Annotated in this window: 19 protein-coding genes; 12 read left to right on the plus strand and 7 right to left on the minus strand. The window is 71.9% G+C overall.

The window, feature by feature from the left end; all coding sequences use genetic code 11:
* Window positions 1-237: a hypothetical protein gene (locus VGO20_RS25190; RefSeq protein WP_327505158.1), complete on the minus strand. Its 237-nt coding sequence runs from the start codon at window positions 235-237 to the stop codon at window positions 1-3.
* A 137-nt stretch (window positions 238-374) separates the two neighbouring features.
* On the opposite strand from VGO20_RS25190, the gene VGO20_RS25195 reads away from it, so the two are divergent.
* Complete coding sequence (locus VGO20_RS25195) at window positions 375-704, plus strand: hypothetical protein (RefSeq protein ID WP_327505159.1); 330 nt, start codon at window positions 375-377, stop codon at window positions 702-704.
* Here VGO20_RS25195 and VGO20_RS25200 read toward each other — a convergent pair.
* From VGO20_RS25200 to VGO20_RS25210, 3 genes are all read right to left on the minus strand, one after another.
* Window positions 683-994 (minus strand): hypothetical protein, encoded by a 312-nt coding sequence (locus VGO20_RS25200; RefSeq protein ID WP_327505160.1) that lies wholly within the window; start codon window positions 992-994, stop codon window positions 683-685. The two genes, VGO20_RS25195 and VGO20_RS25200, sit on opposite strands and share 22 nt — an antisense overlap.
* A gap of 17 nt (window positions 995-1011) precedes the next feature.
* A complete protein-coding gene (locus VGO20_RS25205; protein ID WP_327505161.1) occupies window positions 1012-1317 on the minus strand; it encodes a hypothetical protein in 306 nt (101 codons plus the stop codon).
* A gap of 74 nt (window positions 1318-1391) precedes the next feature.
* On the minus strand, window positions 1392-2102 hold the full coding sequence (locus VGO20_RS25210; RefSeq protein WP_327505162.1) for a hypothetical protein: 711 nt from the start codon (window positions 2100-2102) through the stop codon (window positions 1392-1394).
* A gap of 351 nt (window positions 2103-2453) precedes the next feature.
* Here VGO20_RS25210 and VGO20_RS25215 point away from each other — a divergent pair, with 351 nt between their 5' ends.
* The 9 genes from VGO20_RS25215 (at window position 2454) to VGO20_RS25255 (ending at window position 12500) form a co-directional block, all read left to right on the plus strand.
* A complete protein-coding gene (locus tag VGO20_RS25215; protein ID WP_327505163.1) occupies window positions 2454-3443 on the plus strand; it encodes a class I SAM-dependent methyltransferase in 990 nt (329 codons plus the stop codon).
* Entirely contained in the window at window positions 3440-4534 is a 1095-nt protein-coding gene (locus tag VGO20_RS25220; protein WP_327505164.1) for a M50 family metallopeptidase, read from the plus strand. The genes VGO20_RS25215 and VGO20_RS25220 overlap by 4 nt, the downstream gene beginning before the upstream one ends.
* Window positions 4535-4560: 26 nt before the next feature.
* On the plus strand, window positions 4561-4728 hold the full coding sequence (locus VGO20_RS25225) for a TglA family RiPP precursor (RefSeq protein ID WP_327505165.1): 168 nt from the start codon (window positions 4561-4563) through the stop codon (window positions 4726-4728).
* A 24-nt stretch (window positions 4729-4752) separates the two neighbouring features.
* On the plus strand, window positions 4753-5664 hold the full coding sequence (locus VGO20_RS25230; protein WP_327505166.1) for an MbnB/TglH/ChrH family RiPP precursor modification enzyme: 912 nt from the start codon (window positions 4753-4755) through the stop codon (window positions 5662-5664).
* Window positions 5661-6485, plus strand: a complete 825-nt coding sequence (locus VGO20_RS25235; protein WP_327505167.1) for a hypothetical protein — start codon at window positions 5661-5663, stop codon at window positions 6483-6485. The genes VGO20_RS25230 and VGO20_RS25235 overlap by 4 nt, the downstream gene beginning before the upstream one ends.
* Complete coding sequence (locus VGO20_RS25240; protein WP_327505168.1) at window positions 6482-8926, plus strand: lantibiotic dehydratase; 2445 nt, start codon at window positions 6482-6484, stop codon at window positions 8924-8926. The genes VGO20_RS25235 and VGO20_RS25240 overlap by 4 nt, the downstream gene beginning before the upstream one ends.
* 2 nt (window positions 8927-8928) lie before the next feature.
* Window positions 8929-10191 carry an MFS transporter gene (locus VGO20_RS25245; RefSeq protein WP_327505169.1) on the plus strand — a complete coding sequence of 421 codons (1263 nt, stop codon included), beginning with the start codon at window positions 8929-8931 and terminating at the stop codon, window positions 10189-10191.
* A gap of 90 nt (window positions 10192-10281) precedes the next feature.
* Entirely contained in the window at window positions 10282-11619 is a 1338-nt protein-coding gene (locus tag VGO20_RS25250; RefSeq protein ID WP_327505170.1) for an amidase, read from the plus strand.
* Window positions 11620-11702: 83 nt separating this feature from the next.
* Complete coding sequence (locus VGO20_RS25255) at window positions 11703-12500, plus strand: hypothetical protein (protein ID WP_327505171.1); 798 nt, start codon at window positions 11703-11705, stop codon at window positions 12498-12500.
* Here the strand turns inward: VGO20_RS25255 and VGO20_RS25260 are convergent.
* Together VGO20_RS25260 and VGO20_RS25265 are read right to left on the minus strand one after the other, a co-directional pair.
* The gene (locus tag VGO20_RS25260; protein ID WP_327505172.1) at window positions 12487-14694 is read right to left on the minus strand and encodes an amylo-alpha-1,6-glucosidase; all 2208 of its coding nucleotides are present in this window, start codon (window positions 14692-14694) and stop codon (window positions 12487-12489) included. The two genes, VGO20_RS25255 and VGO20_RS25260, sit on opposite strands and share 14 nt — an antisense overlap.
* Window positions 14695-14703: 9 nt before the next feature.
* Window positions 14704-15798 carry a glycosyltransferase family 4 protein gene (locus VGO20_RS25265; protein WP_327505173.1) on the minus strand — a complete coding sequence of 365 codons (1095 nt, stop codon included), beginning with the start codon at window positions 15796-15798 and terminating at the stop codon, window positions 14704-14706.
* A 362-nt stretch (window positions 15799-16160) separates the two neighbouring features.
* Here VGO20_RS25265 and VGO20_RS25270 point away from each other — a divergent pair, with 362 nt between their 5' ends.
* Window positions 16161-16613 carry a PPC domain-containing DNA-binding protein gene (locus VGO20_RS25270; RefSeq protein ID WP_327505174.1) on the plus strand — a complete coding sequence of 151 codons (453 nt, stop codon included), beginning with the start codon at window positions 16161-16163 and terminating at the stop codon, window positions 16611-16613.
* Window positions 16613-17719: an enolase C-terminal domain-like protein gene (locus VGO20_RS25275; RefSeq protein WP_327505175.1), complete on the plus strand. Its 1107-nt coding sequence runs from the start codon at window positions 16613-16615 to the stop codon at window positions 17717-17719. The genes VGO20_RS25270 and VGO20_RS25275 overlap by 1 nt, the downstream gene beginning before the upstream one ends.
* A 28-nt stretch (window positions 17720-17747) precedes the next feature.
* On the opposite strand, the gene VGO20_RS25280 is transcribed toward VGO20_RS25275, so the two are convergent.
* On the minus strand, window positions 17748-19556 hold a 1809-nt coding region (locus tag VGO20_RS25280; RefSeq protein WP_327505176.1), incomplete at its 5' end, for a PAS domain-containing hybrid sensor histidine kinase/response regulator.

The raw sequence follows: 19556 nt of genomic DNA on the forward strand, positions 1-19556 counted from the left end.
TCAGGACACCGCGACCGGCGGCGCCATGCGCCTCAGCGCACGCTCCTCCCGGCGCTGCCATTCGACCCGGGTCAAAGCCTCGACGTGGCGGGAACGGGCGGCGGCGATCAGGGCCTTGGCCTGCGCCACCTCCTCCTCGCCGTCAAAGACGAGCCAGAGGCGAAGCCGGCCCTTGCTGCGCGCGATTGCCTGCTCGACGCGTTCGCCAATGCCGGGCGCCGGGCTCCGCCGCGTCACGGCGAACGTCCGAAAAGCTGGCGGAACGAGGGTTTGATCACCATATGTTCTCTCCAATCCCCGTAGTCGATCTGCCTGTCACCCAGCCCGTCACCGCGCCTGTCACTGGGGCGCGAGACCCGCGGGAGGAGGACGTCATGAAGTATCTGCCCACCATCGACCTGGACCCGCAGGTCCGGCTCCTGCTCGCGCACGGCGCCCTTCGCCTCCAGCCCGGCCAGTGGGTGCGGGACGAGCGCGGGCGCGTGGGCCGCTTCCTGCGCACGAACGGCCGGACCGGGTCCGTGCATGCGAGCTGGGTGCGCCCGGACGATACCTGGGCGAGCGCCGCAGGCCGGTTCCACCGCGCCTGCATCAAGGGCTTCGTCGGCCGCTACCGGCCGCTCTACGACCGGCTCAACGATCGGCTCGGGGGCCTGGACGCCGGACGCAGGGCGAGCCGGCCTCACTCGGCGGCGATCCGGTAGTGCTGCGGCGGCTCGGCGGCGACGCCGACGCCGAGCATGCGGCCGACCTCGTCCTCGGTCGGCCGGGGCCGGTACGCGGCGGCGTAGCGGTGGAGCGCCTCCAGGCATTCCTCCGCCGTGCCGACGCCCACGGCCTTGCAGTCCTCGTAGCCGGCCGGCCCGGTCGGGAACCAATGGGTGACGTAGCAGGGTTCCCGCTCGCCCTGGCCGATCGTGAAGGACAGCCGCCCCTCGCAGCCCATCGAGGCGTGGATGCGGCGCAGACGCTGCTGAAGCTCGTGAATCGTCATGATGCCTCTCCCGCCGGTCACGCGGCTTCGCTCAGCCGGCCGGCCAATTCGCGCCGCGCCCAGGCGGCATCTTCCGCCAGAGCGCGCAGCAGTGTGTCGAGCGGAACCGTGACCCGCGGCGAGGCGCCGGGCCGACGCAGCCGCCCGAGATGGGCGGAAAGGCCGAGAGCCTCGGCATCGACCCATTCGAGGAAGCGCCGGTCGCGCTCCGCCGCCGACCGCGTCCAGCGCGGCAGAACGGCGTGGCTGCTCTCCAGGTCTCGCTCCCATGCCGCACGGGTGAAGAGGCCGCTCGGCGACATGCCAGAAACGGTGCGGTCCATCTGCTTCCTGTCGGAAAATGCGATTTCGCAACAACCCGTCATATGGGCACCGGCGGCGCGATTGCCAGCGCGATTCAGGCGGCTTCCTGCGCCCCCTCGGCGTCGAGGATCTCGGCCTTCCTGCGACTGAACAGGGTCGTGATGCGCTGCTGGGCGGCCCGGTCGACGTGGCCGATCTCACGCACGCGCGCGGCGACGCCGCTGCGCCACAGCGCGTCCAGGCCGTCCAGGTCGACGACGTCCTCCAGCTTCCGGCGCAGTTCCTTCTCGAAGGCCTCCACGGCCGCCGGCTGGGTCTCCGGATTGGAGCGCGCGTTCCAGTACAGCTCGGCCTCCTCCCGGTACTTGCTGTCGTCGAACTGGCCGAGATAGACGTCGGCGGCCAGGCCGAGCTGAAGCAGGCATTTGCCGACCGCGTCGGTGATCGACATCTTGAAGCACTCGTCGTCCGGCCGTTCCGTGCCGTCGCGGTTGCGGCGCACGATTTCAGTGCCGCCCCATTGCGGGCCGGTCCAGCACTTCTCGCCCGTCTCCGGGTCGAGGTACCAGACCCGGACGCAGATGAAGATCATGCGCTCGACCACGGTCCATTCAAGCTGCTCGTAGCCCCAGCCCCGGCCGACGGGGCCGAAGGTCTCGGTCATGATCTGCAGGCGCCAGGCCGGATCGATCTGGGTGCCCCGGAACCCGCCCGCGCGGGTGAAGGGCTTGGTCGCCTTGGGATCGGTCCGCTTCAGGCTGTCCCAGATCGCCATCGGATCGGATTGAGGTGTCGATTTGGCCACGGTGATCCTCCTCGTCTCTTGATGGAAGTATAGCTGCGAATTCGCAGTGATCAAGAACGAAAAAGGAACAAAAAAGAGGGAGGCTCATCCCTGGGACCGGCCATGCGCCGACCGGCTGCCGGCCGGCCGCAGACCAGACGCGACACGCCCACTCTTCGCATGCGCATGTAACGCGCTTTCATCACTATGCTTAAATTTCATCATACTGACGAAACACGAATCATCGTAAATATGTCCATTGACAAAACCGGCTCATATTTGGAAATTTACTTTCGGTCGATCCAAGGCTGTCCGACGGCGAGCCATCGTGCCGCAGGATCAAAAACGACGATGATCTCGGGAAGCGGGACAATGGACGCCGACGCGACGTCGACCGGAGCAACTGCCGACGCCGGCCCCGCCGGGGATCCGGAACTCGCTCCGCATCTGCTGGACTATCTGGACCATGTCGGCATCCGCGCGGGCGTCAGCTACGCCGAGGTGGCGTGCGAGATCTGCGGCGGCACGGATTTCGCGGTGCTGTGCGAGACGGTCGACATCGGACGCGATCGCCGCGGCCGGCTGCCCGTGACCGGCTGCCGGGATTGCGGCTTCGTCATGCAGAACCCGCGGTTCAATCCGGAATTCTACGAGGAATATTACAACCGGTTCTACCGCAGCCACCTGTTCGGCTCGGCCGAACCCGAGAAGGCCTTCATCGTCGACCAGATCCGCCGGGGAGAAGCCCTGCTCGCGAGCCTGGCGCCGTGGCTGGCCCCCGAACCCGGGCACCTGCTCGACGTGGGCAGTTCCGCCGGCGGGCTGATGGTGCCCTTCGCGCGCCGGGGATGGACGGTGCTGGGCAGCGATCCGGACCTCGGCTACGTGGAGTTCGGGCGCCGCCGCCTCGGCCTCGACATCCTCCCAGTCGCCGCCGAGGATATGGAACTGCCGCAGGCGCAGTTCGACCTCGTCATCATCACGGGCTCGCTGGAGCACGTCTTCGACGTCAACCGGGTGATGCAGGTCTGCCGGCGCGCCGCGAAGCCGGGATCGCTGCTGCTGATCGAGGGGAGAGCCTACGGCTACGGCCTGCTGAACGGCTTCTTCAGCCACAGCCACCGCCGCTACCTCACCCAGGCGTCGATCCGGCTGCTGATGGCCAAGCATGGATGGACGCCGCTGTGGGCGACCGCCGACCCGATCTGCGGCCCCACGCGCCCGGGCGGCGTGTACTGCCTCGGGCGCGCGGCCGAGCCGGCGGATGCGGACACCCTGGCGGCGCTGGTCCGGGACGGCGCCGGCGACGGCATCGACCGGCTGATCGCCGAGACGGAAGCCCTCCGGGGAGCGGCGCCGTGACCGCGCCGACGGGAAGACCGTCCCGCCTTTCGCCGGAGATCGAGGTGCAAGGCGCGGTGCCGGGCCATGCCCGGCGGATAGAGCTGCACCACCGCGGGACGGACATGTCCTTCGTGCTGGGCGAGGCGGAGTTCGCGGTGGCCGAACTCTTCGACGGCAGGCGCAGCCACGCGGAGATCCTCCGGACCCTCGCCGACCGGCGCAACGTCCGGCTGGCGCCGGAGAAGCTCCAGGCCTTCGAGGAACGGCTGATCCGGCTCGGCATCCTGGAGAACGAGGCGGCCCCGCCCCCGGTCCGGCGCGACCCGTTCGCGGGGATCAGCTACGGCCCGTTCAAGTCCCTGCTGATGCTGACGCTGTTCAGGCTGAGGCCGGACGGGGTCCTGAGCCTGGCGCTGTCCGGCGCCCCCTGGCTCGCGAGCCCGGCCTTCGTCCGGCTGCTCGGCTTGGCCGTCCTGGCGGCCGCCGTCTCGGTCGCGGCGGCGTGGCCGTCGTTCCGGGCGGACGTCGCCAATGCCTATTCCGGCTGGGGCTGGCTGGCCTGGCACTACCCGATCCTGGTGGCGTCGGTGACGCTCCACGAACTGGGCCACGCCCTGGCCTGCCGGGTTCAGGGCGTGCGGACGACGGAGATCGGCGTGGCGGCCTACCTGCTGTGGGTCACGGGCTGGGCCCGTCCCGTCCAGCGCGAGTGGAGCGCCCTCGGCCGGCGCGAACGCATGATCACGATCGTGATGGGCCCGTTCGCGAGCCTCGTCTTCGCGGCGCTCGCGATCGGCGTCTGGAGCCTCAGCCCGCCGGGGACGATGCTGGCCTGGGTTGCCGTGATGGCGGCCGTCACGTCCACGCTGGCGCTGATCCCGACCCTGCTGCCGATCTTCAACGGCGACGGGTATCTCGCCCTCACCGAGTATTTCGGGCTGCCAGGCCTGCGCCAGAAGGCCTGGGACCACGTCCGCGGCCGGTTCCTGGGGACCGCCGTGGCCGAGCCGTCGGGCAGCCTGCGCCTGATCTACCTCGCGGTCGCCTTCGGCACCGCGATCAGCTGGGCCGGCGCCTGGACCGGCATCGCCCTTCTCTTCCTGTTCTGAAACCCACCACCCCGGAGACCGACATCATGACGACCGAGAACAAGACCTCGCAGACCGATCCGAGCGCGGACACGGAAACGGCAAAGGAACCGGCCTGCACCGGCAAGCCGCAGAAGGAGCCGGCCGCCGCGGCCGACTTCGAGGACTTCGACCTCGACGACATCGAAGTGATCGAAAGCAAGGTCTTCGCCTGATCCGGGCACCAGCGGGCGGACACCATGATGGAAAAACCCGATCCGATCGGCATCGGCCTCCAGTACAACCCTGAAATACTGGACTGGTTCGCCTTCGAGGACCAGGACGTGGACTGCCTGGAGATCCTGCTGGATACCATCATGGGTCCGCTGGACAGCCCGTACGTGATGAAGCCGGGGGCGGCCGAGACGCTCGACCGGCTGCGGAGCCGATACCCGCTCGTAGCCCATTCGAACTATGGCTGCGACTTCGGCTTCGGCCCTCTGGAAAACACGCCCGCCGCCCGGCGCCACGTGCCGCTGGCGCGTGCGCTCGCGAGCCCCTGGGTCTCGGATCATTGCTTCTACGGCGACGATTCGTGGCTCGACATGTGGAGCAGCCCCATCCAGTTCTCGCGCGACGAGCTGCGCCGGGTGGCCGATCGCGCCGCGCGGCTGCAGGAGATGTACGGCATGCCGCTCGCGCATGAGAACGCCGCCTACTACATCGAGTGCCCGGGCGCCGAGATGCGCGAGGCCGAGTTCATGGCGAGGCTGGTCGAGGCGTCGGGCACGTTCCTGCATCTCGACCTCCACAACATCTATACGAACTCCGTCAACCTGCCCGGCTTCGACCTGGCCGACTACCTCGACACGATCCCGCTGGACCGGGTGGTGGCAATCCATCTGGCCGGCGGGAGCTGGCACGAGGGCCTGTACCACGACTGGCACGACAGCAGCGTCCCCGAGCCGGTGTGGGACATGCTCGACGCCGTCCTGGCGAAGGCCGTGCCGACGGCGGTGATCCTGGAATTCCAGGGACAGGCCCATCATCCAGGAACCCGCGTCCTGGGCACGGGCGACGACGGCCGGATGATCGCGGAGGACATCGCCCGCGCGCGGCGCGCATGGGCGGCGGCCTCGCAGGCACGGACGGCCCCGGAGTTCGCCTCGTGAACGCCGAGACCGTCTGGAAAGTATGGCGGCGCATCCTTCGGGAGCCCGGCCTCCAGCAGGCGCTGGCGGCGCAGACGCCGGAAGACCTGGCGTCGAAGTTCTCCTTCGAGCCATCCGAGATCCCGGTGCTGGCCGCCTATGCCGCGACGCCGGAACGGACGGGCTGGTTCATCACGAACTACCGGTTCCGGATCGTGAACTCGTATCTCCATGCGCTGGAGACGGGTGCGCCGCTGACGCTGCGCGCGCTGATGGGTGCGGGCTTCACGTGGCAGGACCTCGCCTCCGACTTCCTCGACCGCCACGGCTGGCGGGACTACGGCCCCTATGTCTACACCTACGCCGCCGACGTGCTGGACGACCTGGCGGCGAACGACGACACCGCCCGGCTCCCGGGCCTGCGCGACCTGATCGCGGTGGAGGCGGCGGCCGTCGCCCTGGTACGGCGCCATGCCGAGCCCGTACCGGTCCAACCCGCGCCGCCCGGGTCGATCCGGCTCACCGGACGCGGGACGGTGGTCACGGTGGAGCACGCGCTGACGCCCTGGCTCAAGGACAAGAGCCGCCTCGGCCGCGCGCCGCTCGAGGCGCGGACCCAGCACCTGCTGGTCTACCTTCCGTCGATCGAGAGCCATCACCGGCTGGCCTCGCTGAGCGACCTGGCGGCGGCGGCGTACCGGGCTCTCGCGACCCCGGCCGACGGCGCCGGGCTTGCGGCACGGCTCGCCGGCGGCGGCCATGACGTCGCCGACCTCGACGCGGCGGTCGAAAGGCTGACCGCCTATGGCGTGGTCGAGCGCGTGACGGGAGCGGCGGATTGAGCTGGGCGACGCAGTTCTGGGTGCGGTCCGCGGGATTCCCGTTCACCTGGATGGACGAGTGCGCGGTCGAGGCCTCGCTCCCCCTTCTCGACGCGCGGCTTGCCGACGAGACGGAGCTGCGCGAGACGGAGCGTCGCCTGGAGGAAACTCTGGCCGCGCATATGGGGCGGCTGCCCGACCGGCTGGCCCGCAGGATGGAGCGCCGCGAACCGATCGGCGCGAACGACCTGCCGAGCGCGCTGGCCGGGCCCTGCGAGGCCCTGAACGGGCGGCGTGACGCCCTCCTCGCCCGGCTGGACGCGTCGCTGCCGGACCTGGAGGCGTCGTTCGCGGCGGATGCGGGACGGATCAGGCGGACGCTGTCGCGGCACCTGTCCGACCCGCTGGTCCAGGAAGCCCTGTTCCTGTCCAACCCCGACGCCCTGGCCCGTCTGCGGGCACTGGGCGAGCGGGAGCTCGACCGCCTGAACGGCAGGTCCCGCCAGCATCTCCGGCTGGGCTGGAACTACCTGCAGCGCCTGTGCACGAAGAACGACACCGCGAGCTTCTTCGGCCCGATCGCCTGGGGCCGCTTCGCCGGCCCCGACGCCGCCGCCCTCGACGTCGAACGCGCCCCCGGCCCCTGGATCGCCGAGCGGCGGGTGTTCCTGGAGTACTGGGTCGTCCAGCGGATCGCGGAAGCCGCATCGGCGGACCCCGCGCTGGCCGACGACCTCCCGTACCGCCTCAACCCCGCCTGCGACCTCGTGGACGGAACGCTTCGCATCCCGGTCGGCCGTTCCGTCCGGGTCCCGCCGCTGGCGGCCGACCTGCTTCGGGCCCTGTCGTCGGCACCCGCCGGGACCCTGTCGCCGTCCGAGATGGCGGAGGTCGGCCGGACCCTGGCGGCCGATGGGAAGGCCGACGGGGAGGCCATCGCGGCGACGCTCGGCTTCCTGGTCGGCAAGGGCGTGGTCGAGCGCAAGATCGCCGTCGCGGCCGGCCTCGCCGAACCGGAGCTCCACCTGGCGCGCCAGCTGTCACCGCTGCCGGCCGCCGCCCCCTGGGTCGCCCTGATCGACGAGCTCCGCCGGCTGCGCGACGCCTTCCGGCACGCCGACCTCGACGGGCGCGTCGAGATCGCGCGCGGCGTCGGGGAACTGCTGCACGAGCGGGGCATCGACACCGGCCGGACGTCGGGTTCGATGTATGTCGGCCGGTATCCGTTCTACGAGGATTGCGGGCGCAATCTCTCGGTCCGGATCGGCGGCGACCTGCAGGCCGAGATCGAACGCGGGCTGGAGCCGGTGACGCGGATATACGCATGGCTGGCCCGTGCCACCGCGGCAGCCGTCGAGGAGCAGTACCGGCGGACCTTCGCGAGCCTGCCCCGGGACGGCGACGGGACCGCCGACTTCCTCGCCTTCCTCGACGCGCGCCGTTCATGCGCCCGCCCGGACGATGCCGCCGCCGACATCCGCCGGGCGCTGCGCGAGGCGTGGGACCACGTGCTGGGCGAGCACGACGGCGACGAAGCGGTCCTGGCGGAAGATGGTCCGGCCCGGGTGCTGCAACGGCTGACCGCCAGCGGCCTGGGAAGCGATGGCCCGCACACGCTGGGCATCGCCATCCATTCGCCCGACGTCATGATCGCGGCCCGGTCGGCGGAGGCCGTCGCCCGGGGCGACTACGACATCGTGATAGGGGAGGTCCATCCCGGGGTCCACACCGCGTCGCAGCCCGTGGCCCTGCCGTTCTGCCCGGACATGGCGGAAATCGCCGAGGAGGTTGACCGGGCGCTGCGGCCGGGCAGGATGGTGCTCGCGGACTCGCCCCAGACCTACCAGCGCTCGCACATCGACTGGCTGGACACGCCGCACCTGATCCAGATCGTGCTGCCGGGAAGCCCGGGACGCACGGCGCCGGAGCGCCAGGTCCCGGCGGGGCGCGGGCGCGTGACGGAGCGGGACGGACGGCTCCTGTTCCTCGACCGGGCGACGGGGGCGACCGAAGACCTCGTCACGGTCGCTCCGGGCGACTTCCACAGGGCGCTGTTCGAGCTGGCGGCCGATGCGCTGGCCGCCCACCGGCACTGCCGGATACGCTTCGGCCGCATCGTCCTGAAGCGCCGGAGCTGGACGATACCCGGCGGCTCGTTCCCGGACGCCGACCTGCCCGGCGAAAGCGCGCCGGCCTTCGCCGCGTGGCGGGGCTGGGCGCGCCGGACCGGGCTGCCGCGCCACGTCTTCGCCAAATCGCCGGAGGAAACCAAGCCCGTGTTCGTCGACTTCGACAATCCCCTGGCGGTCGACCTGCTCGCCAAGCTGGCGCGCCAGGGGGCCTGGATGCGGCTGAGCGAGATGTCCCCCGGACCGCAGGGCCTCTGGCTTTGCGACGACCGTGGGCGCTATACCTGCGAGATGCGGATATCCTTCAACGATCGCCAGGCGCCGGAAAGCTGAGCATGGTCCAACGGATCCCCCGCCGGGTCGCGCTGCTGGTGTTCGTGCCGTTCGCGCTCGGGCATTTCCTGTCGTACCTGTACCGCACGGTCAACGCCGTCATCTCGCCCGACCTCGCCCGCGACCTCGGCCTCGGCGCATCGGACCTCGGCCTGCTGACGAGCACCTATTTCCTGACCTTCGCAGCCGCACAGCTTCCGATCGGAGTGGCACTCGACCGGTACGGGCCGCGCCGGGTCCAGTTCCCCCTGCTGACGCTGGCGGCCTGCGGTGCTGCGCTGTTCGCGACGTCGGAGAGCCTCGCCACGGTGGCGCTGGCCCGCGCGCTGATCGGCCTCGGGGTCGCGGGATGCCTGATGTCGGCGATCAAGGCGGTGACGCAGTGGCTACCGGCCGAGCGGGTGCCGTTCGCGACGGGGCTGCTGCTCGCGGTCGGCGGCCTGGGCGCGATGACGTCGACCGCGCCGCTGGAGGCGATGCTCCGGATAACGGACTGGCGCGGCGTCTTCCTGTGCCTGGCGGGCGCCACCGTCCTCGTGGCCCTGCTGATCCTGGCGGTCTCGCCCGAACGGCCGGGAGCGACGAAAGCGACCTCCTTTTCCGAACAGATCGCGGCGGTCGGCCAGCTCTACTCCAGCCGCGGCTTCTGGCGGGTGGCCTTCTACTCGCTCTTCGCCAACGCGACCTACATGGCCGTGCAGGCCCTCTGGATGGCCCACTGGCTGCGCGACGTCGCCGGCTTCGACCGGACGGCGGTCGGAACCGCCCTGCTGGTGGGCACCACGGCGATGGTCGCCGGCTCGATCAGCCTCGGGTGGCTGACGGACCGCCTGCGGGTCCTGGGCTTCCGCCCGGTCCTGACCTGCGGAGGCGGCATCGCCGCGTTCTTGTGCGTGCAGCTCGCGATGATCGCGGGCGACGGCCGGGGGGCGTTGGCGCTCGCGTTCCTGTTCGGCTTCTTCGGCACCGCGACGACCCTCAACTACGCCATCGTCGCGCAGAGCGTGCCCGGCCACCTGACCGGCCGCGTCAGCACCTGCTTCAACCTGCTGATCTTCCTGCTGGCCTTCGCCGTGCAGTGGATGATCGGCGCGCTGCTGGACCTGTGGTCCCCGACGGCCGGCGGGCACTATCCGCCCGAAGCCTACCGGTTCGTCCTCGGCATCGTCCTGGCGCTGCAGGTCCCCGGGCTGCTGCTGTGGCTGAGCCTGCGCCCCTGGCAACGCAACGCGGCGATGCCCGCCGCGGTCGCGGGCGCCGCCTGAGCCCGAGGCCCGGGCGGCACGTTCGCGGCCTCTATGCGTTCCGGCCGCCTCTGCTAGGATGCGGCCAGACCTGCAGGGAACAGACGAACCATGCCCGAGCACCCGACCATCCCGTCCGTCGCCGCCGACCTCGCGGCCGGCCGTACCACCAGCGTGGCGCTGACCGAAGCGGCGCTCGCGCGCGCCGAGGACCCGGCCGGGGAGGGAGCGCGCGCGTTCACGAAGATCGCGCGGGAACGCGCGCTGGCGCAGGCGCGGGCGAGCGACCTGCTGCGCGCGCACGGCATGCTGCCGTCGCCGCTGGCGGGCATCCCGGTCTCGGTCAAGGACCTGTTCGACGTCGCGGGCGAGGTGACGACCGCCGGCTCGGCCGTGCTGCGCGACGCGGCGCCGGCCGAACGCGACGCGCCCGTGGTGGCGCGGCTGCGCGCGGCGGGCGCCGTGATCGTCGGCCGCACGAACATGACGGAGTTCGCCTTCTCGGGCCTCGGGCTCAACCCCCATTACGGCACGCCCGGCAATCCCGCCGACCGCAGCCGCATTCCCGGCGGATCGTCCTCCGGCGCCGCGGTCTCGGTGGCGGACGGCATGGCCGTGGCCGCGGTCGGCAGCGATACCGGCGGGTCGGTGCGCATTCCGTCCGCGCTGTGCGGCCTCGTCGGTTTCAAGCCGACGCAGGAGCGCGTGCCGCGCGACGGCGCGGTGCCGCTGTCCTGGACCCTGGACGCGATCGGCCCGCTCGCCGCGTCCACGGCATGCTGCGCGATCATGGACGCGGTAATGGCGGGAGAGGAGCCGGTGCCCCCTGCCCCGCTGGCGCTCGCCGGACTGCGGATCGGCATCCCGCGCCAGCTCGTGCTGGAGGAGATGGACGCGACGGTCGCGGCGGCGTTCGACCGCGCGCGCCGGGCGCTTGAGGCCGCCGGCGCGCGGGTCGCCGACATCGACCTGCCCCAGCTCGCCCTGTTGCCGGAGGTGAACGCGAAGGGCGGCTTCTCCCCGCCCGAGGCCTTCGCCTGGCACCGCGACCTGCTGGAGCGGCGGGGCGACGGGTACGACCCCCGCGTGGCCGTGCGCATCCACCGCGGCGCCGATCAGAGTGCGGCCGACTACATCGCGCTCTTGCGCGCCCGCGCGGCGCTGATGGCCGAAACCGACGCGGCGACCGCCCCCTGGGACGCGCTGCTGATGCCGACCGTTCCCGTGGTGGCGCCGCGCATCGACGAGCTGGCCGGGGACGCGGAATATTTCCGGCTCAACCCGCTGGTGCTGCGCAACCCGTCGGTCTGGAACTTCATGGACCGGCCCGCGGTCACCCTGCCCTGCGCCTCGGACGGGCTGCCGGTCGGCGCCATGCTGGTAGGGCGGCGGGGCCACGACCGCCGGCTGCTGGCCATCGCCGCCGCGGCGGAGACGGTGATCCGTTGACGGGGGCCTTCTTCATGGAACGTTCCGGGCGCCCGACGGCCGGCTGCGGCACCGCGTCCGGCGGCTGACCGGAGCGGACGATCTTGCCCGACACCGCCGCCTTCGCCGTCAAGGCACTGCTGACGATCTTCGTCGTGGTCGCGATCACGCGGATCGTCGAGGCGCTGGGGCCGCGTGCCGGGGGCCTCGCGATCGGGCTGCCGATCGTGATCGGGCCCGGCTACCTTTTCCTGCTGCGCGAACATCCCCCGGGCTTCGTCGCCGCGGCCGCCGAGACCAGCACCGCGGGCCTGGTCGGCATCCTGGCCTACCTGATCGCGGCCGCCCCGCTGGCCCGCCGGTACGGCGCGACGGCGATGGTGGCCGGCGGCACCCTGGCCTGGGCCGCGGTCGGCGGGACGTTCGCGGCGTCGGGCGCGGGCATGGCCGCGAGCCTCGCCGGCTTCGCCCTGCTGTTCGCGGGTGCCGCCGCATGGGCCGAGCGCGCCGCATCCGGGCCGCCGGCCGGAGGGGCCCGCCTGGCGCTCTCGATGCTGCTGTGGCGGGCGGTGCCGGCGGGACTGCTGGTGGCGGGCATCGGCGCCGTCGCGGCCCGCCTGGGCGGCCCCGTCTCCGGCTTCCTGATCAGCTTCCCGGTCGCGATCAGCGCCACGGGCGTGGTCCTGCACCGCGCGCGAGGGGGAGACACCGCGGCGGCGATGCTCATCGCCGCCCGCACCGGCCTGCTCGGCCTGGCGGCCTTCCTGGCGGTGCTGGCGCTGGCGCTGCCGGTACTCGGGGCGGCAGGCGCCTTCGCCCTGGCGCTGGCGGCCTCGCTCGCGCCGGGCATCGCGGTGGCGTTCGGCCGGCGCGGCGGACGCCTTGGCCTCACCCGACCGTGACGACCGTCAGCTCGCCCGTGCGCGCCAGCGTGCTCACCACGACGTCGTTTCCGTGCCGGCGGACGAGCAGGTCGACGCTGGCATCGCCCAGCCGCAGGCCGCGCAGCGTGACCGCGTCCAGGAACCCCGGCAGGCGGGGACGCTCGAAGCCGACGCATCGCCGCCACGGATCGAAGCCGAGGCCCAGCGACGCCTGCAGCAGGGCGAAGGGCGCCGCCGCCGCCCAGGCCTGCGGAGTGCAGGCGACGGGATAGGAGGTCGGGCCGCTTGCGCGCCGGCGCGGGAAGCCGCAGAACAGCTCGGGCAAGCGCCGCAGGTCCATGTATTGCGACGCCGCGAACAGCCCCTCGAAGATCCGGGTCACCGCGTCCCCGTGCCCGTAGCGCGACAGGCCCAGCGCGATCAGCGCGTTGTCGTGCGGCCAGACCGAGCCGTTGTGGTAGGACATCGGGTTGTAGCGCACCTCGATGGTCGGGACGGTCCGGATGCCCCAGCCGGAGAAGGACGCGCTGTCCATCAGCCCGCGGGCCACGGCCGCCGCGCGCTCGGGCGAGGCGATGCCGCTGAACAGCGCGTGCCCGGCATTGGACGACCGGACGCGGCACGGTCTCTTGTCGCCGTCCAGCGCCAGGGCGTAGGTGCCGAGATCATCGCACCAGAACGCCTCTTCGAAGCGCCGCCGCAGCGTCTCGGCCTCGTGGTCCAGCACGGCGGCGCGGGCCGCGTGGCCAAGCCGGCGGGCCATCGCCGCCGCCGCCCGTTTCGCCGCGAAGACGTAGCCCTGCACCTCGACGAGCGCGATCGGGCCCGTCGCCAGGCGCCCGTCGGCATGGAAAATGGAATCGTGGCTGTCCTTCCAGCCCTGGTTGGCCAGCCCCTGCTGCGTCCTGCGGCCGTACTCGACGAACCCGTCGCCGTCGCGGTCGCCATACCGGTCGATCCAGGACAGCGCGGCCTCGACGTTCGGCCACAGCCCCGCGACCGTCGCGACATCGCCGGTGCGCTCGAGCCATGCGCCGGCGAGCGTCACGAACAGCGGCGTCGCGTCGACGCTGCCGTAGTACCGGCGGAACGGCACCTCGCCGAGCTCCGCCATCTCGCCGACGCGGGTCTCGTGCAGGATCTTGCCCGGCTCCGCGTCGGCGGCCGGGTCCTCCTCGACCGCCTGGTTGTCGGCCAGGAAGCGCAGCACGCCCAGGGCGACGTCCGGGTCCGTCCAGAGCATCTGGTGGGCGGTGATGATGGCGTCGCGCCCGAAGGCGGTGCTGAACCAGGGGATGCCCGCATAGGGGTAGGGTCCGCCCGGCTTGTCGGTCATCAGCATGTACAGGTCGGCGACGGAGCGCCGCGCGGCCTCGTTGAAGACGTCGTTCGAGGTCTCGACGCCCGACGCGCGCGACGATGCCCGGCGCAGGGCCCGCCGGGCGTCCCGGATGCCGAGCATGAACGCCTCGCGCGCGGAATGGGCGGGGATCTCGTCGCCGCAGCGGATCTCGATGTGGAGCACGACGTGGCCGCGCGCCGGCAGCTCCAGCTCGAACCCCGCCGTGTCGGCGGTCAGGGTCGTGGGCGCGGGGGCGAAGCGGAGCCGGGTGACCCGGAGGATACCGTCCAGCCCGGTATAGGCGAGGCGCACGCCGTCGGAGCCGGTCTCGGGCGCGTGGACGGTGCCGCGCTCCGCGCGCACGGCGCCGCGCACCTCGAACAGGTCCGCGAAATCGGCCGCGAAATGCAGATCCAGGCGCAGGCGCTGCGGCCGGTCGGAGAAGTTGTGCACCGCGAGGCGCTCGTAGCACGCCGCGTTCCACAGGAATTTGGAGCGGCGGATATGGACGAGGTCGCGCTCCAGGACGAGGCGGCCGTCCTCGAACAGGTCCGGGTTGGCGAGGTCGCAGGTCAGGGCGGCGTTGTCGTCGCGCAGCGTGGTGCCGAGGAGCATCGGCCGCATGCCCTGGATGGCGAGGCCGAGCCGCGACAGGTGCCGGGTGTCCCGATGGTAGATGCCCTCGGGGCTGCCCGCACCGGAAAGGATGTCGCCATTGTGGTCGAAGACGGCGAAGCTGTCGCCGTGCTTGAGGGTCCGCGGCCGCCTTTCCTGAAGGGACGAGGTCGCGGGAATGTAGAATTGCGGGGCGTCCACCCCGACCCGGTCCGGCCCGGGCGCGACGCCGGCCGCTGCGCTTGCGTTCTCCATGGCTCTCCCTCAGGCGACGTGCTGGAACGCGGGGCGTGCCGCGCCGCCCTGGCGGGGCGGCAGAGGCAGCACGCGGCTGTCGCCCAGGCGGTGGTAGATGTCCAGGTAGTCGCGGGTCATGCGCGGGGCCGTGAAGCGGCGGTCGAAAGCGGCGCGGACCGCGGAGCGGTCGAGCAGGCCGAGCCGGCCGACCGCGCCGACCGCGGCGTCGAGGCCGTCGACGACGAAGCCGGTCACGCCGTCGTCGATCACCTCCGGCACCGATCCGCAGCGCCATGCGATCACCGGCGTGCCGCAGGCCATCGCCTCGATCATCACGAGGCCGAACGGCTCCGGCCAGTCCACGGGGAACAGCAGTGCCAACGCATCGCCAAGGAAGCCGCCCTTCTCAGCCTCGCCGATCTCCCCGACATAGTCGACGTTCGGAGTGGCGCGGACCAGCGGTTCGATCACCGCTTCCCAATACGCCCGGTCCGCCTCGTCCACCTTGGCCGCGATCTTCAGCGGCAGCCCGCTGCGCCTCGCGATCTCGATCGCGCGGTCGGGCCGCTTCTCCGGCGAGATGCGGCCGAGGAACGCCAGGTAGCCGCCGCGCGGTGCCGGCGCGAACGGGAGCAGGCCCGCAGGCAGGCCGTGATGCACGGTGCCCAGCCAGTTGACCGGCGGCATCGGACGGCGCTGGTCGTCGGAGATGGACACCAGCGGCATGTCCGGGAACATCCGGTAGAGCGGCAGGAGCTCCGGAAGGTCGAGCCGGCCGTGCAGCGTCGTGACGGTACGCCCGGCAATGTCGCGGAACAGCGGGAAATGAACGTAGTCGATGTGGAAATGCAGGATATCGAACTCGTCGGCCCGCCGGCGCACCTCCTCCAGCATCAAGGTGAGGTAGGGCAGCGGGTCCTGGGCGCGCCGGTTCAGCCGCAGGGCAGCATCGCAGCACGGGACGAGCCGGGCCGAGGTCTGGCTGTCCCCGCTCGCGAACAGCGTCACGTCGTGCCCCTGGCGGACCAGTTCCTCCGTGAGGTAGGACACGATGCGTTCGGTCCCTCCGTACAGCCGCGGCGGGACCCGCTCCATCAGGGGAGCGATCTGGGCGATCTTCATCCTCAACACTCCTCGAACGGCAAGCATCGGCAATGAAGACGAGCCCGGCCGCACCGGCATCGAGCCGCATGCCGCCGGTCAGGGCCGGTTCATGCCCGGACGCGCGGCTGCTCCTGCCCGTGAGCCGCAGCTCGGCGGCGGAAAGCCCGCAATGATGCTCTCGTCTTTGCGCTGCTTCCAGGTCACGTAAGCCATAGGAACCTCCGTCAGTTCGACCGCCGACGACGTCGACCGAACCCGACAGCGGCCGGTTCGGCTGGGCCGCGTGGCGGCCAGGACCCGGCTTGCGAAGAACGAACACATGATCTTCGCGCCGGACGGCTGTTGACCGTTGCGATACGGGAAGGACCGGAAGGGACACCATGAAGACGCGCAAGCTCTCCTCCGACGCCGGCCAGACGGTCTGGGCCGTCGTCTTCGGCGCGGGCGAAGACCCGCTGGCCGGCCTGGCGGCATTCGCGCGCGAGCAGAAACTGTCCGCCGCGCAGTTCTCCGCCATCGGCGCGTTCGAGCGCGCGGTCCTCGGCTTCTTCGACGTCGAGCGGCGGGACTACCACCGCATCCCCGTCGAGGAGCAGACGGAAGTCGTCTCGCTGACCGGCAACGTGACGCTGGCGCCGGACGGGGACAAGCGGAAGCTGCACATCCATGCCGTGCTCGGGCGCCGGAGCGGCGAGGCCGTCGTCGGCCATCTGCTCGAGGCGCGCGTACGGCCGACGCTGGAGGTGATCCTGTCCGAGACGCCGGCCCATCTGCGCCGCCGCCACGATCCGGAAACGGGGCTGAGCCTGCTTCCGGCCGACGGGAGCGGGTAATGGGCGAAGCACCCGGCCGCGGGCCGCGGATCGACGCGCTCCGGGTCCATGCCTACACCGTGCCGACCGCGGGCCCGGAAGAGGACGGGACGTTGCTGTGGGACAGCACGACGGCGGTCGTCGTCGAGGTCGAGGGCGGGGGCGAGACCGGCCTCGGCTACGGCTACGCCGACCGGGCGGCGGCGGCGCTCGTGCGCGAGCGGCTGACCGACGCCGTCGTCGGGCGCGACGCGCTGGCGCCCGGCGACGCATGGCACGCGATGGTCGAACGGGTCCGCAATCTCGGCCGGCCCGGCGTCGGGACCATGGCCATCTCGGCGGTGGACACGGCGCTGTGGGACCTCAAGGCGAAGCTGCTGGGCCTGCCGCTCGCGGTCCTGCTCGGCATGGTGAGGGACGACGTCGCCGCCTACGGCAGCGGGGGCTTCACCAATTACGACGACGAGACCCTGCGCCGCCAGATCGAAGGCTGGCTGGAGCTCGGCCTGACGGCGGCGAAGCTGAAGGTCGGGCGGGACGACGCGCGCGACCGCGAGCGCGTGGCGCAGGCGCGCGCGGCGCTGGGGCCGGACCGCGTGCTGATGGTCGACGCCAACGGCGCCTGCACGGTGAAGCGGGCGCTGGCCCAGGCGCAGGCCTTCGCCGAGCACGGCGTCTCGTGGTTCGAGGAGCCGGTCTCCTCCGACGACCTGGACGGGTTGCGGCGCGTCTCGCGGGAAGGCCCCGCGGGCATGGAGATCGCGGCCGGCGAATACGGCCACGACGCGATCTATTTCCGCCGCATGCTCGAGGCGGGCGCCGTGGACGTGCTGCAACCCGACGCGACGCGCTGCGGCGGGGTCACCGGCTTCCTGCAGGCCGACGCCCTGGCGCAGGCCTTCGGGCGGGCGCTGTCGGCCCATACCGCGCCGAGCCTGCACGCCCATCTCGGATGCGCGTGCAGGCAGGTGCGGCACGTCGAGTATTTCCACGATCACGCCCGGCTGGAGCCGATGCTGTTCGACGGCGCGCTCCGGCCGGCCGCCGGCCGCCTCGCCCCGGACCTCGGGCGGCCAGGGCTGGGCCTGGAGCTGAAGCGCGCCGACGCGGAGCGCTTCGCCGCCTGACCCCGCCGGGGTATCAGCCGTAGGGGTATCAGCCCGGCGACAGCATCCGCGCGACGGTTTGGTGGAGGGTGTCGGCGTCGACGGGCTTGCGCAGGAGGGCTTGGCCGGGGACGGTGCCGGGCTGAAGCCTGTCCGGGTCGGTCTCGGCGGTCAGCACGATCGCGGGGATGTCGTCGCGCCGATAGCGGGCATGCACGAGGCCGACGACGTCGGCGGCCGTGCTCGTGCCCGGCAGGTGGTAGTCCGTCAGGATCAGCCGCGGCGGGTCGGGGACTTCGTCCAGCCGCGCGGCCAGCTCGTCGAGCGAATGGGCGGCCAGGGTCCGCAATCCCCAGGACTGCAGCAGCCGGCACAGGCTGTCGAGCACCGAGGGGTCGTCGTCCACCACGAACACGAGCTGGTCCTGTATGCCGGCCACCGACGGAGCGGCGGCCTTCCGGACCGGCTCGGCCGGCGGTTGGGCGAGCGGCACGTCGACCGCGAACACCGAGCCGCGGCCGGGCACCGATCTGAGATCGAGCGGATGGTCGAGCAGGCGCGCCATCCCCGCCACGACCGAGAGGCCCAGGCCGAGCCCCCAGTCGGGATTGTGCCCGGGCGGGCGCAGCCGGACGAAGTCCTCGAAGATGCGTCCGAAGAGCTGCCGCGGAATCCCGACCCCGGTGTCCCAGACCTCGATGCGTACCCGGCCGGCGCGGCGCCGGCACGCCAGCAGGATCCCGCCCTTCGACGTGTAGCGCAGCGCGTTGCTCAGGAGGTTGGAGATGATGCGCTGCAGGAGGACCGGGTCGCTGCGTACCCACTCGTCGCAGGCGAACACCCGGAACTTCAGCCCGGCCGAGCGCGCCTGCTCCTCGAACTCGCGCCTGAGGCGTTCGACCAGGTCGCGGACCCGGAAGCTCGCGGGCCTGGGCTGGACGGTCCCGGCCTCCATCGCCGAGGCGTCGAGCAGCGCGTTGAGGAGCGTCTCGCCCGCCGTCATCGCCTCGGTGAGCCTGTTCGCCAGCTCGTGCTGGCGCGACGTCGTCAGCTGGTTGGCGAGCAGCGGCAGCAGCAGGCGCATCGCCTGGTAGGGCTGGCGGAGGTCGTGGCTGGCCGCCGCGAAGAACCGCATCCGGGCGAGCGAAGCCGTCTGCGTCGCCTCCAGCGCCTCGCGGGCCTGGCGTTCCGCCTCCAGCAGCCGGCGTTCGAGGCGCTTGCGGCCGCTGATGTCGGTGCCGACGACGATGATCGCCGGCTCGCCGTCGTAGACGATCCGGCGCACCGAGACCAGCGCGGTGGCCGGCGTGCCGTCGGGGCGCTGCCCCTCGATCTCGACGTCCGTCGCCACCCCGGCCGCGTGCAGATGGGCGCGCAGGCGCTCGCGGTCCTGGGGATCGCCGTAGATCTCCGTGATCGACCGCCCGACGATGCCTTCCCGGTCGGTCCCGTAGAAGGACGCCAGCCAGGGATTGCCGTAGAGGATCCGCCCGTCGTCCTCCCGCGTCACCGCCACCGCCATGGGCAGCAGCTCGGCGACGGCGCGAAAGCGCGCCTCGCTCTGGCGCAGCGCCAGCTCGACCCGCTTCAGCCCGGAGATGTCGTGGAGGATGCCGAGGAAGTTCTCGCAGACCCCGGCCCGGTTGCGGACGGGATGGATCGCGAGATCGATCCAGAGGGGCGTGCCGTCGCGCCGGCGGTTGAGGAGCTCGGCGCGGACCGGCTCCTGTTCCTCGAGCGCGCGGCGGATCCGGCGCCGGGCTTCGGGGTCGGTCCCGGGGTCCTGGAGGAAGCGCGGCGAGCGCCCGAGCGCCTCCCCGACGCCGTACCCGGTCAGGCGTTCGAAGGCCTCGTTCAC

Source organism: Arenibaculum sp., assembly GCF_035998295.1.
Taxonomy (GTDB): domain Bacteria; phylum Pseudomonadota; class Alphaproteobacteria; order Azospirillales; family Azospirillaceae; genus DASYHS01.

Bases quoted from the DNA above. Each gene is read 5' to 3' on its own strand.
- VGO20_RS25195 (WP_327505159.1), top strand. From the start codon at position 375: ATGAAGTATCTGCCCACCATCGACCTGGACCCGCAGGTCCGGCTCCTG.
- VGO20_RS25200 (WP_327505160.1), bottom strand. From the start codon at position 994: ATGACGATTCACGAGCTTCAGCAGCGTCTGCGCCGCATCCACGCCTCG.
- VGO20_RS25205 (WP_327505161.1), bottom strand. From the start codon at position 1,317: ATGGACCGCACCGTTTCTGGCATGTCGCCGAGCGGCCTCTTCACCCGT.
- VGO20_RS25215 (WP_327505163.1), top strand. From the start codon at position 2,454: ATGGACGCCGACGCGACGTCGACCGGAGCAACTGCCGACGCCGGCCCC.
- VGO20_RS25225 (WP_327505165.1), top strand. From the start codon at position 4,561: ATGACGACCGAGAACAAGACCTCGCAGACCGATCCGAGCGCGGACACG.
- VGO20_RS25230 (WP_327505166.1), top strand. From the start codon at position 4,753: ATGATGGAAAAACCCGATCCGATCGGCATCGGCCTCCAGTACAACCCT.
- VGO20_RS25245 (WP_327505169.1), top strand. From the start codon at position 8,929: ATGGTCCAACGGATCCCCCGCCGGGTCGCGCTGCTGGTGTTCGTGCCG.
- VGO20_RS25250 (WP_327505170.1), top strand. From the start codon at position 10,282: ATGCCCGAGCACCCGACCATCCCGTCCGTCGCCGCCGACCTCGCGGCC.
- VGO20_RS25260 (WP_327505172.1), bottom strand. From the start codon at position 14,694: ATGGAGAACGCAAGCGCAGCGGCCGGCGTCGCGCCCGGGCCGGACCGG.
- VGO20_RS25265 (WP_327505173.1), bottom strand. From the start codon at position 15,798: ATGAAGATCGCCCAGATCGCTCCCCTGATGGAGCGGGTCCCGCCGCGG.
- VGO20_RS25270 (WP_327505174.1), top strand. From the start codon at position 16,161: ATGAAGACGCGCAAGCTCTCCTCCGACGCCGGCCAGACGGTCTGGGCC.
- VGO20_RS25275 (WP_327505175.1), top strand. From the start codon at position 16,613: ATGGGCGAAGCACCCGGCCGCGGGCCGCGGATCGACGCGCTCCGGGTC.